Raw genomic sequence first — 15,030 nt, 5'->3', positions numbered from 1 at the left:
CGCGGCCTCTCGTATCACCCTAACCCCACGCCCCCCCTCTACTCATGCGGATTCCGGGCGTTGCGCCCACCACTCCTTGAGTGCAGTCACCGCCGCGTCGTGCTCCATCGGGCCGTTCTCCAGGCGGAGTTCCAGTAGGTGCTTGTAGGCCTCGCCGACGGCCGGGCCGGGGGGGACTCCGAGGATTTCCATGATCTGGTTGCCGTCCAGGTCGGGGCGGATCGCGTCCAGTTCCTCCTGCTGCTGGAGCTGGGCGATCCGGTCCTCCAAGCCGTCATACGCGCGGGCGAGAGCCGATGCCTTGCGCTTGTTGCGGGTCGTGCAGTCCGACCGGGTCAGCTTGTGGAGCCGGTCGAGCAGGGGGCCGGCGTCGCGGACATAGCGACGGACCGCGGAATCCGTCCACTCGCCGGTGCCATAGCCGTGGAAGCGCAGGTGCAGCTCGACCAGGCGGGAGACGTCCTTCACCAGGTCGTTGGAGTACTTGAGCGCGGCCATGCGCTTCTTGGTCATCTTGGCCCCGACCACCTCGTGGTGGTGGAAGGAGACCCGGCCGTCGCTCTCGAAACGGCGTGTGCGGGGCTTGCCGATGTCGTGCAGCAGGGCGGCCAGGCGGAGGGTCAGATCGGGTCCCTCGCTCTCCAGGGCCATCGCCTGCTCCAGGACGATGAGCGTGTGGTCGTAGACGTCCTTGTGCCGGTGGTGCTCGTCCCGCTCCAGCCGCAGCGCCGGCAACTCGGGCAGGACCCGGTCGGCGAGGCCGCTCTCCACCAGCAGGGTCAGTCCCTTGCGGGGGTGCGAGGAGACGACGAGCTTGTTCAGCTCCTCCCGGACCCGCTCGGCCGAGACGATGTCGATGCGGCCGGCCATGTCCTTCATGGCGGCCACCACCTCAGGCGCGACCTCGAAGTCGAGCTGCGCCGCGAAGCGCGCGGCACGCATCATCCGCAGCGGGTCGTCCGAGAAGGAAGCCTCCGGAGTGCCCGGAGTACGCAGCACACGCGCCGCGAGATCGTCGAGTCCTCCGTACGGATCGATGAACACGTTCTCCGGCAGCGCGACCGCCATCGCGTTCACCGTGAAGTCGCGCCGGACGAGGTCCTCCTCGATGGAGTCGCCGTAGGACACCTCCGGCTTGCGCGAGGTGCGGTCGTACGCCTCCGAGCGGTAGGTGGTCACCTCGATCTGGTAGCCGTCCTTCTGTGCCCCGACCGTCCCGAAGGCGATCCCGACCTCCCAGACGGCGTCCGCCCACGGGCGGACGATCTTCAGTACGTCCTGGGGACGGGCGTCGGTCGTGAAGTCCAGATCGTTGCCGAGCCGGCCGAGCAAGGCGTCCCGGACCGAGCCGCCGACCAGGGCGAGAGAGAACCCGGCCTCCTGGAAACGGCGGGCAAGATCGTCGGCGACGGGGGCGACCCGCAGCGGTTCGCGCACCGCGGGGGACGGCTCCGGGCTCAGGGCGCTGGGGCTGACTTCGTTGGCGTTCGGCACAACAGAACAGGGTACGTGGCCCGGGCGGAGCCAGGCGCCCCCATTGATCGCGGCCCGAATCCCCCACTTCGGCACCGCTCCCTTCATAGGCGCACATACGGGGCGGCCCGGCCCTGCGGGCGATCTTGTGGCGTACGCCGCGGCACTTCCTCTCGGCGCACATCGTTACCATGCGTGGACGCACATTCCGACGACCACTGATCACGACGAGGGACGGGCGAGCGCGTGGCCGAGGCGGCAGACTTCCAGGGGACCAGTCCCTCACCTGCCCGCCGGTGGCTCCGGCGCACCACGGCACTGCTCGCCGGGGCGCCGCTGCTGGCCGGCCTGGTCCAGCTGCCCGCCGCCGGTGCGGCGCACGCCGACGGAAAGCCGGCCGCCCGGGCCGACGCCGATTCGGGCCCGGTGGCCGTCGCCGTCGACTCGCTCACCCCGTCCGCGCCCACGGACGGGGACACGGTGACCGTGTCCGGCACGGTGACCAACAACGGCAAGCAGGCCGTCACCGACGCTCACGTGGGCCTGCGCGTGGGCCCCGAGGTGGACACCCGCTCGTCCGTCGACGCGATCGCCAAGGACAGCGACGATCTCCAGGGGTCCATCGCCCCGGAGATCGAGAACAAGTACACCGAGAAGTTCTCCAAGCTGGTTCCGGGCGTGGCCGAGCACTTCAACATCTCCGTGCCCGCAGACGACCTGAATCTCGGCGAGGACGGCGTCTACGAATTCGCCGTCTCGCTCTCCGGGCAGACCTCCGCGCAGCCGTGGGAGCAGATCCTCGGCATCCAGCGGACCTTCCTGCCGTGGCAGCCCGACGGGGCCGACACCAAGACCAGGACGACGGCCCTGTGGCCGCTGATCTCCACCACGCACATGGCCGCCGAGACGGGGCCGAACGAGGAGCAGACCCCGGTCCTCCTCAATGACGACCTGGCCAAGGAGATCTCCCCCGGCGGTCGGCTGAACCAGATGGTGACGCTGGGCAAGGACCTCGACGTCACCTGGGTGGTCGACCCGGACCTGCTGGCCTCCGTCGACGCGATGACCGGCAGCTACCGCGTCCGGGACGGGAAGAGCACCGTCGCCGGAACCCACCAGGACGTCGCCAAGCAGTGGCTCGCCGACTTGCAGGACGCGGTGGCCGACAAGGAGGTCGTCGCCCTCCCCTTCGCCGACCCCGACCTGGCGTCCCTGGCCCACAACGGCACGGACGTCACGGGCTCGCTGAACCAGCTCAAGAGCGCGACGGACGTCATCGACAACACGGTCCCGCCGATCCTCAAGGTGAAACCGAGCACCGAGTTCGCCTGGCCCGTGGACGGCGCCGTGGACCGGTCGATCGTCAAGGTCGCGACCTCGGCCGGCGCCGACAAGGTGATCGTCCGCAGCGACAGCCTCCAGGAGAACAACGGTCTGCCGTACACGCCCTCCGCCGCCCGCCCCGTCGGCGGCGGCACCACGGCCGTCGTAGCGGACGCCCGGCTGTCCACGGCGTTCGAGGGCGACCTGACGAAGGCCTCCTCGTCCACGCTCGCGGTACAGCGGTTCCTCGCCCAGAGCCTGGGCCTGGGCCTCCAGACCGGAAAGCAGCGCAGCGTCGTCATCGCACCGCAGCGCATGCCGTCCGGGAGCGAGGCCCGCGCGATGGCCGAGGCGCTGCGTGCCCTGCAGGGGGGCACCTGGTCCCAGTCCCAGAAGCTGGGGGCCGCCGCCGCGGCCAAACCGGACCCGGACGCGGCCACGAAGGTTCCGGGAACCTCGTCCTACCCCTCGGAACTGCGCAAGAAGGAGCTTCCGAGGTCGGCGTTCGAGGAGATCGCCCGGACCCAGGGCACGCTCGACAACTTCCAGGTCGTCCTGTCGAACCCGTCCCGCGTGGTGACCCCCTTCGGACGCGCGCTCAACCGGGAGATGTCCGTGTCCTGGCGGGGCCGGGCCACCGAGGCGGATTCGTTCCGCGACGGCGTGAAGCGTTACCTCGACGGGCTCACCGGCCGGGTCAGACTGATCGACAAGTCCGAGACGAAGCTCTCCGGGCGCAGCGCCACGATCCCGGTGACGGTGCAGAACAACCTGGTGCAGGACGTCGGGCCCCTGGTCCTGCGGCTCACCTCGACCAACCCGACCCGCCTGGAGATCGACGGTGCCGACTACGAGGAGCAGCCGATCTCGGTCTCCGGCGGCCACAGCCAGTCGGTGAAGTTCACCACGTCCGCCAACGCCAACGGCCGGGCGACGGTGATCGCCCAGCTGTACACGATGGACGGACGCAAGTACGGCGACCCCGTCACCTTCGACGTGAAGGTCACCGAGATCACGGCCACCGTGATGCTCGTCATCGGCGGCGGTGTCCTGCTGCTCGTCCTCGCCGGCTTCCGGATGTACACGCAGCGCAAGCGCGCCGCGGCCCGTGACGCCGAGAAGAACGGGTCCGACGGGTCGGAGGCGTCTCAGGACCCCGCAGACGACCCGGAGAACCCGGAGGGCACCGAGGGGCGTCTCAAGAAGGAGTCCGAGGCACCGGCCCGGCCGGACGACCCGGAGCAGCCGAGTGACCCGACACCAAACACCGCAGCGGAAAACACCGGCCCGTCCGGCACGGGTGAGAGAGTGGACCGTTGAGGATGTCGTGGCCGGTCGGCCCGGGACGATGAGGTGGGGTAACCATGAACGCGCCGTACGACGGTGACCGCGGTCGGTCCGCGGACGGCTCGGGTCACCCCGAGGGTCCGCCGCCGGACCCCCGCCAGACGCCGCCGCAGCCGCCCGCGGACATGTACCTCCAGGACGCCTACGACCAGGACCCCTACCGGGCGCAGGACCTCTCCGCCCAGGACCCGGTCTCCGAGGCGCTCTACGACCGCGCCGCACACCCCCCGCCGCCCCCGGGCGCGTACCCGCCGCAGCAGCCGCTGTACTCCCAGCCCGCCCAGTCGCCGTACGCCCCGGACCCGCGCGTCTGGGGGCAGACCCCGGCCCCCGAACCGGAGGGCCCGACGCAGTACCTGCCGTACGGCGACGACCCGCGGACCACCCAGTTCGTCGGAGTGGACGACCTGGTCACCCAGGCCGGTGACCAGCGCCACGAGCCGGACGCCTTCGCGCACCTCTTCCGCGACCAGCAGCAGGGCGGCGGCCACCCCTCGTACGACAACCACACCGGCGTACCCGCGCCCGCCCCGGCGCCGGGGCCGTACGGCGGGACGCCGGGCCCCGAGCAGTACGGCGCACCCCAGGGGCCCGCCCAGTACGGCGCCCCGCAGGGGCCCGCCCAGTACGGCGCCCCGCAGGGACCCGCCCAGTACGGCGCCCCGCAAGGAGCCGGGCCGTACGGAAACGCTCCGGCACCCGGTCAGTACGGCGGCCCGGCCCCCGGGCACGAACAGCACGCGGCGCCGGCGCCCGGCCAGTACGCGGTGGCCCCGACCCCGGAAGCGGCCGAAGCCCCCCTCCTGGAGCCCGAGCCGGCTCCCGCGGCCGCGTCGGCCGGCGCGCCCAAGAAGGGCGGGCGCGCGGGTGGCCTGCTGAAGTCGAGCGCCGTGATGGCCGCGGGCACGATGGTGTCGCGGCTGACGGGGTTCATCCGGTCGGCGCTGATCGTCTCGGCGCTGGGCGTCGGGCTGCTCGGAGACACCTTCCAGGTCGCCTACCAGCTGCCCACGATGATCTACATCCTCACCGTCGGTGGCGGCCTCAACTCTGTCTTCGTACCGCAGCTCGTCAGGGCGATGAAGGACGACGAGGACGGTGGCGAGGCCTTCGCCAACCGTCTGCTGACCCTCGTCATGGTGGCGCTGGGCGCCCTGACCGTGATCACGGTCTTCGCCGCACCCCTGCTGATCCGGCTGCTGTCCAACCCCGTCGCCAGTGATCCGGCCGCGAACGAGGTCGGCATCACCTTCGTCCGTTACTTCCTGCCCTCGATCTTCTTCATGGGCCTCCACGTGGTGATGGGGCAGATCCTCAACGCCCGCGGCAGGTTCGGCGCGATGATGTGGACACCGGTCCTCAACAACATCGTCATCATCGTGACCCTGGGGATGTTCATCTGGGTCTACGGCACCGCCGAGAACTCGGGAATGAAGGTCACCAGCATCCCACCGGAGGGCGAGAAGCTGCTCGGCATCGGGGTGCTGCTGGGCCTCATCGTCCAGTCCCTGGCCATGATTCCCTACCTGCGAGAGACGGGGTTCCGGCTCCGGCTGCGCTTCGACTGGAGGGGCCACGGACTCGGCAAGGCCATCACCCTTGCCAAGTGGACGGTCCTGTTCGTGCTCGCCAACCAGGCCGGCGCCATGATCGTCATTCAGCTCTCCACCGCGGCCGGCAAGGCCTCGCCCGTCGACGGCACCGGCTTCGCCGCCTACGCGAACGCGCAATTGATCTGGGGCCTGCCTCAGGCCATCATCACCGTCTCCCTGATGGCCGCCCTGCTGCCCCGCATCTCCCGCTCGGCGTCCGAGGAGGACGGCGGAGCGGTGCGGGACGACATCTCCCAGGGTCTGCGCACCACAGCCGTAGCCATCGTCCCCGTCTCCTTCGCATTCGTCGCGCTCGGCATCCCGATGTGCACGCTCATGTTCGGTTCCTCGGGTACCAGCGAGGCCACCAACATGGGCTACATGCTGATGGCCTTCGGCCTCGGCCTCGTCCCGTACTCCGTCCAGTACGTCGTCCTGCGCGCCTTCTACGCCTACGAGGACACCCGGACGCCCTTCTACAACACCGTCATCGTGGCCGTGGTCAACGCCGCCGCCTCGGGACTGTGTTTCCTCCTGCTGCCGGCGCGCTGGGCCGTGGTCGGCATGGCCGCCTCCTACGGCCTGGCCTACGTGATCGGTGTGGGCATCGCCTGGCGCAGGCTGCGCAAGCGGCTCGGCGGGGACTTGGACGGCGCCCGGGTGCTGCGGACGTACGCCCGGCTGTGCATCGCGTCCGTCCCGGCCGTTCTGCTCAGTGGCGCGGCCTGCTACGCCATCACCAAGTCGCTCGGTCAGGGTGTCGTGGGATCGTTCGCCGCGCTGCTGGCCGGTGGGCTGCTGCTGTTCGGTGTCTTCTTCGTCGCCGCCCGCCGGATGCGCATCGAGGAGGTCAACTCCCTGGTCGGCATGGTGCGCGGACGCCTGGGACGCTAAGACCCGGGGTAGGCGCACAACCATCGTCCGCCGCCGTGTGTCGTGCATAGCGCCGGACTGTGGGCACAATTGGGTTCGGCGTCGGACGCGCACATCGGGAGTCGGCCGACGCGCATCGAATGGGGAGGCAGGAACGACGGTGGCGGAACGGAGCACAGCTGCCGTCGACGTGGCAGACAACAGCGGTGACGAGCCGCTGACCGCACAGGCGGACCAGTCCACGGCCGACGGGGTGGCCAACAACCGGGAGCGGGACACGGACAGCGACGAGGCACAGGGGACCCCCACGAGCGAGGAAACCGCCAAGGCCTCGCCTCCTGAACTGCACAGCGGGCACAAACTCGCCAGACGCTACCGCCTCGAGGAGTGCGTCACCCGTCTGGACGGCTTCAGCAGTTGGCGGGCCGTCGACGAGAAGCTCCGCCGCGCCGTCGGAGTCCACATCCTGCCGACCGACCACACGCGGGCCCGCTCCGTGCTGGCCGCGGCACGCTCCTCCGCGCTGCTCGGCGACCCCCGCTTCGTCCAGGTGCTGGACGCCGTCGAGGACAACGACCTCGTCTACGTCGTGCACGAGTGGCTCCCCGACGCCACGGAGCTGACCGCGCTCCTCGCCTCCGGCCCGCTGGAGGTGTACGACGCCTACCAGATGGTCAGTCAGGTGTCCTCCGCCATGGCGGCCGCCCACCGCGAGGGCCTCGCGCATCTGCGGCTGAGCCCCAACGCGGTGCTGCGTACGTCGTCGGGACAGTGGCGGATCCGCGGCCTCGCCGTCAACGCAGCACTGCGCGGCATCAGTTCCGGATCCCCCCAGCGCACCGACACGGAGGCCATCGGCGCCCTGCTGTACGCCACGCTCACCCAGCGCTGGCCGTACGAGAGCGACGCCCACGGTCTGGCGGGTCTGCCCAAGGACATCGGGCTGATCCCGCCGGACCAGGTCCGCGCGGGCGTCCACCGCGGCCTGTCCGAACTGGCCATGCGGGCACTCGCCAACGACGGCGCGACCGCTTCCCGGCACGAGGCCCCGTGCACCACGCCGGAGGAGCTGGTGAAGGCGATCGGCGCGATGCCCCGCATCCGCCCGCCGGAGCCGTCGTACACCGCACCGCCCGACTACCAGCGCACCGCCTACCAGCAGGGTGCGTACGGCCGTCCGGCACCGCGCCCCGGCGCCACCCAGCCGGTGCCGCCGCCGCCCCCGCTGCAGAGCCGTACCGGCAAGGCACTGAAGTGGAGCGTCTCCGCTCTGCTGATCGCCGCCCTCGGCCTGGGCAGCTGGCAGCTGGCGGACGCGCTCATGGAGCGCGGCGGCAAGTCCGACGACCAGAACCAGACGCAGACGACGGACGGCGACGAGAAGAGCCCGAAGAAGCCGGCGGCCGGTGGGCAGCCGGTCGCCATCAGCGGCGCGCGCGACTTCGACCCCCTCGGCGACGGCTCCGAGAAGCCGTCCGACGTCGGCAATGTCTATGACGGCGCTCCCGATACCTACTGGCAGACCGACTACTACAGGAGCGCCGACTTCGGCCGCCTCAAGTCGGGGCTCGGCGTCGTGCTCGACCTGGGCAAGGTCAAGCAGGTGGGCAAGGTGACCGTGTCGTTCGTCGGAAGCACGTCCGTCGAGCTGCGTACCGCCGGAACGGACACCACCGAGCCGCAGAGCCTCGACGGTTACACGAAGTCCGCCGAGGGCACCGGCACCACGGTGACACTCAAGCCGGGCGAGCCGCTCCAGGCGCGTTACCTGCTGGTCTGGCTGACCCAGCTGCCGCCGACGGACGACGGTAATTTCCGTGGGAGGGTCGTGGACGTCAAGGTGACCGGCTGACTCGTTCGTGAGTCGCCCGCGGAGGGAGGGGAGTCGTGCAGGAAGAGCCTTCGCTCGGCGACATGAGCGATCAGGATCTCTTGGCGAGCCATGTCGACGGCCATCCCGACGCCTTCGGTGAGCTCGTGCGCCGTCACCGCGACCGGCTCTGGGCTGTGGCCCTGCGGACGCTGGGAGACCGGGAGGAGGCGGCCGACGCCGTTCAGGACGCGCTCGTCTCCGCCTACCGGGCCGCCCACACCTTCCGCGGACAGGCGGCCGTCACGACGTGGCTGCACCGGATCACCGTGAACGCCTGTCTGGACCGGGCACGCAAGGCCGCCTCCCGGAAGACCGCTCCGGTCGACGACACCGAGCGCCTGGAGCAGCTTCTGGAGCCGCACGAGTCGGCCTCCGCCCCCGCCGAGCGCAACGATTTGCACCGCCAGCTGCTGAAGGCCCTGGGTACCTTGCCGGCCGACCAGCGGGCGGCCCTCGTCCTGGTGGACATGCAGGGCTACCCCGTCGCCGAGGCCGCCCGGATCCTCGATGTCCCGACCGGCACGATCAAGAGCAGGTGCGCCCGGGGCAGAGCCAGACTCCTGCCGCAGCTCACCCATCTGCGTCCGGACGGCAGCGGCGGCAGCGGGGAAGACAGGAAGTCCGGCACCGAGCGGAACCGGACGCCGGGGACATCCGTCCCACCGGCAGCGGGACCGCACCGTGCGGATCCGCCGGAGACCGGGCCGAGCGATTCAGCCGCAGTGAAGGGCGGAGGTGGACGAGCGTGACGTCGTCGACGACAGACAGGGCCGGGCACCCGGACGTCGCGGAGATCTCCGACCTCGCCGAAGGCCTCCTCCCGACCGCTCGGACGAACGATGTACGGCGGCATCTGGAGGGCTGCGACCTCTGCGCGGACGTCTACGCGTCCCTGGAGGCGATCCAGGGACTGCTCGGCACCCTGCCGGAGCCGGCACGGATGCCGGACGACGTGACCGAGCGCATAGACGCCGCCTTGGCGGCCGAGGCACCGCTGAGCGCCACCGCACGGGAAGCCGCGTCCAGCGACGACAGCGCGCGTGTTTCACGTGAAACATCGACACCGGCAGGGGCATCGGCATCGGCATCGGCATCGGCCGACCGCCCCGCCGGGCATGCCCGTCCCTCCTCCACCGGACCGGGCCGCAAGGACCGTCGGCGTGGCGGAAGGCGCAGGATCGCCGTACTCGGCGCCGTGGCCGCCGCAGCCGCCATCGGCCTCGGTTCGGTCGTCGTGTCCTCCCTGACCGGAGGGAGCCCGTCGGACGACACCGCCCATGGTCAGCAGTCGGCTCCAGCGGACACCTTCTCCGAGGGAAAGCTCGAGGAGAAGGTCACCGGCCTCATCGCGGACGGGCAGGCCAACGAGAGCGGACCGCGTACCCCCCGCACCTTCGGCACGGAGTCCGAGAACGGCAACGAGACCGGTGCCGAGAATCATGTCTTCAAGCAGCCGACGATCCCGGAGTGCATCGAGAAGGGCATCGGCCGCGACGACGCGGTGATCGCCACGGAGAAGGGCGTCTACCAAGGCAAGGACGTCCTGCTCGTGGTCCTGCCCGACGCCACCAACGACTCCCGGGTCACCGCCTACATCGTCGAGTCGTCGTGCGTGCGTGAGCCCGCCGTCGGCAAGGCCGAGATCCTCTTGAAGCACTCCTACGCGCGTTCGTAGCGATCAGGCTCTTCCCTTCTGTCCTGCGCCCCGGCGCTGTTCCCGTGTGCCCGGGCACGGCGGGAATGCGCGCCCCGTAGGATCCGTTAGGTGGGGTGAGAGTTCCGAGTGCAGCTTCACCCGGCCCAGAAGAAGCCAGTCCAGAGACGAGGAATGCAGCCGTGAGCGACGTCCGAAACGTGATCATCATCGGCTCCGGGCCCGCCGGCTACACGGCGGCCCTGTACACCGCGCGCGCGTCGCTGAAGCCGCTGGTGTTCGAGGGAGCCGTCACCGCGGGCGGAGCGCTGATGAACACCACCGAGGTGGAGAACTTCCCCGGCTTCCAGGACGGCATCATGGGCCCCGAGCTCATGGACAACATGCGCGCCCAGGCCGAGCGCTTCGGCGCCGAGCTGATCCCGGACGATGTCGTTGCCGTCGACCTGTCCGGCGAGATCAAGACCGTCACCGACACCGCGGGTACGGTCCACCGGGCCAAGGCCGTCATCATCACCACCGGCTCCCAGCACCGCAAGCTCGGCCTGCCGAACGAGGACGCCCTCTCCGGACGTGGCGTCTCCTGGTGCGCGACCTGTGACGGGTTCTTCTTCAAGGACCAGGACATCGCGGTGATCGGCGGCGGTGACACCGCGATGGAGGAGGCCACGTTCCTCTCCCGCTTCGCCAAGTCCGTGACGATCGTCCACCGCCGGGACACCCTGCGCGCCTCCAAGGCGATGCAGGACCGCGCCTTCGCCGACCCGAAGATCACGTTCGTCTGGGACAGCGAGGTCGCGGAGGTCCAGGGCGACCAGAAGCTGTCCGGCCTGAAGCTGCGCAACGTGAAGACCGGCGAACTCGCGGACCTGCCGGTGACGGGCCTGTTCATCGCGATCGGCCACGACCCGCGCACCGAGCTCTTCAAGGGCCAGCTCGACCTGGATCCGGAGGGCTACCTGAATGTCGAGGCTCCGTCGACCCGCACCAACCTGACCGGTGTCTTCGGCGCCGGTGACGTGGTCGACCACACCTACCGCCAGGCGATCACCGCGGCCGGCACCGGCTGCTCCGCCGCTCTCGACGCCGAGCGCTTCCTCGCCGCGCTCAGCGACGAGGACAAGGCGGAGCCCGAGAAGACCACCGTCTGACCCCCATCCCCGCACCAACCAGTTAAGGAGCCCGCCGTGGCCGGCACCCTGAAGCATGTGACCGACGACTCCTTCGAGCAGGACGTGCTCAAGAGCGACAAGCCCGTGCTGGTGGACTTCTGGGCCGCCTGGTGCGGTCCGTGCCGCCAGATCGCGCCGTCCCTCGAGGCGATCGCCGCCGAGTACGGCGACAAGATCGAGATCGTCAAGCTGAACATCGACGAGAACCCGGGTACGGCCGCCAAGTACGGCGTCATGTCCATCCCGACCCTGAACGTCTACCAGGGTGGCGAGGTGGCCAAGACCATCGTCGGCGCAAAGCCGAAGGCCGCGATCGTCCGCGACCTTGAGGACTTCATCGTCGACTGACGTTTCACGTGAAACACGAAGGGGCCGACCCGGATGGGTCGGCCCCTTCGTCCATGACAGCCCCTGGTGCCGACTCGCCGCTACAGCGGACGCAACGCGGGTTCCTTCTGAACGGCTCCGAGCAGACGGTCCAGCGCCATCTCCACGTCTTCCTTCCAGGACAGCGTGGATCGCAGATCCAGCCGCAGCCGCGGATGGCGGGGGTGCGGCCGGACCGTCTTGAAGCCGACCGCAAGCAGATGCTCCGCAGGCAGGACACACGCTGGTTCCTTCCAGCGTGCGTCCCCGAAGGCCTCGATCGCCTTGAAGCCCCGGCGCAGCAGATCCTTGGCGACCGTCTGGACCATCACCCGCCCGAGCCCCTGGCCCTGGTACCCCGGCATCACGAATGCCGTCATCAGCTGCACCGCGTCGGACGAGACGGGGCTGGTGGGGAACGCCGTCGAGCGGGGTACGTAGGCCGGCGGGGCGTAGAGGACGAAGCCCACCGGCACATCGTCGACATAGACCACCCGGCCGCACGATCCCCAGTCCAGCAGCACGGCGGAGATCCAGGACTCCTTCTCCAGGGCAGGCGTCCCGGCCTTTACCGCGGCTTCGCCGCTGACGGGATCCAGTTCCCAGAAGACGCACGAGCGACAGCCCTGGGGAAGGTCCTGAAGGTTGTCCAGCGTGAGCGGTACGAGCCGGCGCCCCATGAAGGCTGATCCTCGCTTCCTTCGCCTGCCGCGTCACTGGCGGCTGTCAGAGCGCTCCGTTCCCTGAGCAGGCTGCCGATGAACCCACCGACCGCGCCCAGCCCCAAGCCCGCGCTCACCAGTGCGGTGCGGCCCATCGTGCGCATGGCCCCTGCCTTCCTCTCAGAGGTACTGCCAGGTGATAACGCATCCCAATCGCATCGTATCCACGATGCGCTGACCCCGACACCGACGCAAAGCAAAGGGCGGGTCGTGTTCCGGTATGCACCGGACACGACCCGCCCTGGCGGCAGGTGTTTCAGGAGTCGAGGTCTTCGTCCTCGTCCTCCAGGAGCCCCTTCTGCAGCACGGGCCCTTCACCGGGAGCAAGGCTTCCGAGGATCCGCTCAAGGTCGTCCATGGAGGCGAACTCCACGGTGATCTTGCCCTTCTTCTGCCCCAGGTCGACCTTCACTCGGGTCTCGAAGCGGTCGGACAGCCGCGTCGCCAGGTCGGACAGCGCCGGGGAGACCAGGGAACCGGCACGCGGGCCCTTGGCACGCTGCGGCCTCTGGGGCCGGGAGCCCATCAGGGTCACGATCTCCTCGACCGACCGCACCGAGAGCCCTTCGGCCACGATGCGGTGCGCCAGGCGATCCTGCTCCTCCGGGTCGTCGACGGAGAGCAGCGCCCGGGCATGCCCTGCGGAGAGCACGCCCGCGGCCACCCGGTTCTGCACCTTGGGGGAGAGCTTCAGCAGACGCAGTGTGTTGGAGACCTGAGGCCGGGAGCGCCCGATCCGATCGGCCAACTGGTCGTGCGTGCAGTTGAAGTCCTTCAGCAGCTGGTCGTAGGCGAAGGCCTCTTCCAGCGGGTTCAGCTGGGCACGGTGCAGGTTCTCCAGGAGGGCGTCCAGAAGAAGCTTCTCGTCCTCCGTCGCCCGGACGATGGCCGGGATGGCCTCCAGTTCCAGCTCGCGACAGGCCCGGAAGCGACGCTCGCCCATGATCAGCTCATAGCGACCGTGCCCCGTCGGCCGGACGACTACCGGCTGGAGGAGCCCGACCTCCCTGATGGAGGTGACCAGTTCGGCCAGTGCGTCGTCGTCGAAGTCCTTGCGCGGCTGCTTCGGGTTCGGCGTGATGGCATCGAGGGGAACCTCGGCGAAGTGCGCCCCCATGGGCGCCCTGAGTCCTTCCGCGCCGCCGAAGGCCGCCGCCAGCTCCTCTGTTTCACGTGAAACAGGCGGCAGCGTGGCCACCTTCGCCGCGGCCACCCCGCGCTCGTTCGGCAGCAGCGGCATCGCCCCCGGAGACGCGGAGGCCGCGTTCCCCAGCGCTGCCGAAGCCACCGACTTCTCCGTCGGGGCGTTGGGGATCAGTGCGCCCAGACCACGGCCCAGCCCCCTCCGTCGCTCACTCACTGGATCCCCTCCACCATGTTCGGGTCATTCTGTGCGCCGAGGTGAGCGTGCGTCGCCTCGTACTGGACGCCCACGCCCTTCAGCGCCATCTCACGTGCCGCCTCCAGATAGGAGAGGGCTCCACTCGATCCTGGATCGTAGGTCAGTACCGTCTGCCCGTAGCTCGGGGCCTCGGAGATACGGACCGAGCGGGGAATGCTCGTCCGCAGCACCTCTTCACCGAAGTGGCTGCGCACCTCGTCCGCGACCTGGGACGCGAGCCGCGTCCGGCCGTCGTACATGGTGAGCAGGATGGTCGACACATGCAGCGTCGGGTTGAGGTGCCCTCGGACCAGATCGACGTTGCGGAGCAACTGTCCCAGCCCTTCCAGCGCGTAGTACTCGCACTGGATCGGGATCAGCACCTCCTGGCCCGCGACAAGCGCATTGACCGTCAGCAGACCGAGGGAGGGCGGGCAGTCGATGAGGATGTAGTCGAGTGGCTGCTCGTATGAGGCGATCGCCCTCTGGAGCCGGCTCTCCCGGGCGACCAGCGAGACCAGTTCGATCTCGGCGCCGGCGAGATCGATCGTGGCGGGCGCACAGAACAGACCCTCGACATCGGGGACCGGCTGGACCACTTCCGAGAGTGGCCGGCTCTCGACGAGTACGTCGTAGATGGAGGGGACGTCGGCGTGGTGATCGATACCCAGGGCAGTGGACGCGTTGCCCTGCGGGTCAAGGTCGACGACCAGGACCCTGGCACCGTGGAGGGCGAGTGACGCGGCAAGGTTGACGGTCGTCGTCGTCTTGCCCACACCGCCCTTCTGGTTGGCGACCACCATGACCCGGGTCTGCTCGGGTCGCGGCAGCCCTTCACCGGCGCGCCCCAGAGCCTCCACCGCCAATTGGGCAGCACGACCGATCGGAGTGTCGTCCATCGGAGGCGGTGTTTCACGTGAAACATCCGCTCCCATCGACTCGGTACGGGGACCGGGGACCGGATCGGTCATCGGTCCCGCGATATTGGCGTCGGACCGCAAGGATTCACTCTCCTCGACTTCAGGCTCGCAATGAACAGAGCCTCCCATGCCTTCGGGGTCATGAACCAGTGAGGCCTGGTGTTCTGTGGAGAAATCCACCTCTGTGGACAACTCCGCCCCCTCTCCGAGCGACCCGAGAGGCTTTCGGTCGCGGGGGTGGGGCGCCGCGCGGCCCCGCCGGATTATGCCGGGCAGCCGGGAGCGACGGTTAAACGGTAACACCCATCACAGCACGCGATGCCGAACAACCCCG

Annotated in this window: 11 protein-coding genes; 7 read left to right on the top strand and 4 right to left on the bottom strand. The window is 69.6% G+C overall.

Annotated elements, in window-relative coordinates:
• Window positions 1–42: 42 nt before the first annotated feature.
• Window positions 43–1,494: a CCA tRNA nucleotidyltransferase gene (locus ACFWR9_RS04925; protein WP_383835597.1), complete on the bottom strand. Its 1,452-nt coding sequence runs from the start codon at window positions 1,492–1,494 to the stop codon at window positions 43–45.
• A 225-nt stretch (window positions 1,495–1,719) separates the two neighbouring features.
• Between ACFWR9_RS04925 and ACFWR9_RS04920 the strand changes: the two genes are divergently transcribed.
• The 7 genes from ACFWR9_RS04920 to trxA all read left to right on the top strand — a co-directional run bounded on the left by ACFWR9_RS04920 (window position 1,720) and on the right by trxA (window position 11,655).
• Window positions 1,720–4,116: a DUF6049 family protein gene (locus ACFWR9_RS04920; protein WP_383835594.1), complete on the top strand. Its 2,397-nt coding sequence runs from the start codon at window positions 1,720–1,722 to the stop codon at window positions 4,114–4,116.
• Between the two features lie 44 nt (window positions 4,117–4,160).
• A complete protein-coding gene (gene murJ, locus ACFWR9_RS04915) occupies window positions 4,161–6,629 on the top strand; it encodes a murein biosynthesis integral membrane protein MurJ (protein ID WP_383835591.1) in 2,469 nt (822 codons plus the stop codon).
• A 139-nt stretch (window positions 6,630–6,768) separates the two neighbouring features.
• Window positions 6,769–8,460 (top strand): protein kinase family protein, encoded by a 1,692-nt coding sequence (locus ACFWR9_RS04910; protein ID WP_383835588.1) that lies wholly within the window; start codon window positions 6,769–6,771, stop codon window positions 8,458–8,460.
• Window positions 8,461–8,495: 35 nt separating this feature from the next.
• A complete protein-coding gene (gene sigM / locus ACFWR9_RS04905; RefSeq protein ID WP_383835585.1) occupies window positions 8,496–9,230 on the top strand; it encodes an RNA polymerase sigma factor SigM in 735 nt (244 codons plus the stop codon).
• On the top strand, window positions 9,227–10,156 hold the full coding sequence (locus tag ACFWR9_RS04900) for an anti-sigma factor family protein (protein ID WP_383835582.1): 930 nt from the start codon (window positions 9,227–9,229) through the stop codon (window positions 10,154–10,156). Before sigM ends, ACFWR9_RS04900 begins: the two co-directional genes overlap by 4 nt.
• Before the next feature lie 161 nt (window positions 10,157–10,317).
• On the top strand, window positions 10,318–11,286 hold the full coding sequence (trxB, locus tag ACFWR9_RS04895; protein WP_383835579.1) for a thioredoxin-disulfide reductase: 969 nt from the start codon (window positions 10,318–10,320) through the stop codon (window positions 11,284–11,286).
• Between the two features lie 36 nt (window positions 11,287–11,322).
• Window positions 11,323–11,655 (top strand): thioredoxin, encoded by a 333-nt coding sequence (trxA, locus tag ACFWR9_RS04890; RefSeq protein WP_383835577.1) that lies wholly within the window; start codon window positions 11,323–11,325, stop codon window positions 11,653–11,655.
• 80 nt (window positions 11,656–11,735) lie between these two features.
• Here trxA and ACFWR9_RS04885 read toward each other — a convergent pair whose 3' ends face one another.
• From ACFWR9_RS04885 to ACFWR9_RS04875, 3 genes are all read right to left on the bottom strand, one after another.
• Window positions 11,736–12,353: a GNAT family N-acetyltransferase gene (locus ACFWR9_RS04885; protein WP_383835574.1), complete on the bottom strand. Its 618-nt coding sequence runs from the start codon at window positions 12,351–12,353 to the stop codon at window positions 11,736–11,738.
• Between the two features lie 298 nt (window positions 12,354–12,651).
• Complete coding sequence (locus ACFWR9_RS04880; RefSeq protein WP_383835571.1) at window positions 12,652–13,755, bottom strand: ParB/RepB/Spo0J family partition protein; 1,104 nt, start codon at window positions 13,753–13,755, stop codon at window positions 12,652–12,654.
• The gene (locus ACFWR9_RS04875) at window positions 13,752–14,825 is read right to left on the bottom strand and encodes a ParA family protein (RefSeq protein WP_163015882.1); all 1,074 of its coding nucleotides are present in this window, start codon (window positions 14,823–14,825) and stop codon (window positions 13,752–13,754) included. Before ACFWR9_RS04875 ends, ACFWR9_RS04880 begins: the two co-directional genes overlap by 4 nt.
• Window positions 14,826–15,030 lie beyond the last annotated feature (205 nt).

The sequence above is a fragment of the Streptomyces sp. NPDC058534 genome (assembly GCF_042717365.1).
Classification (GTDB): Bacteria; Actinomycetota; Actinomycetes; order Streptomycetales; family Streptomycetaceae; genus Streptomyces.
Note: the sequence above shows the minus strand (reverse complement) of the source record. Positions and strands in the feature narration are given on the sequence as shown.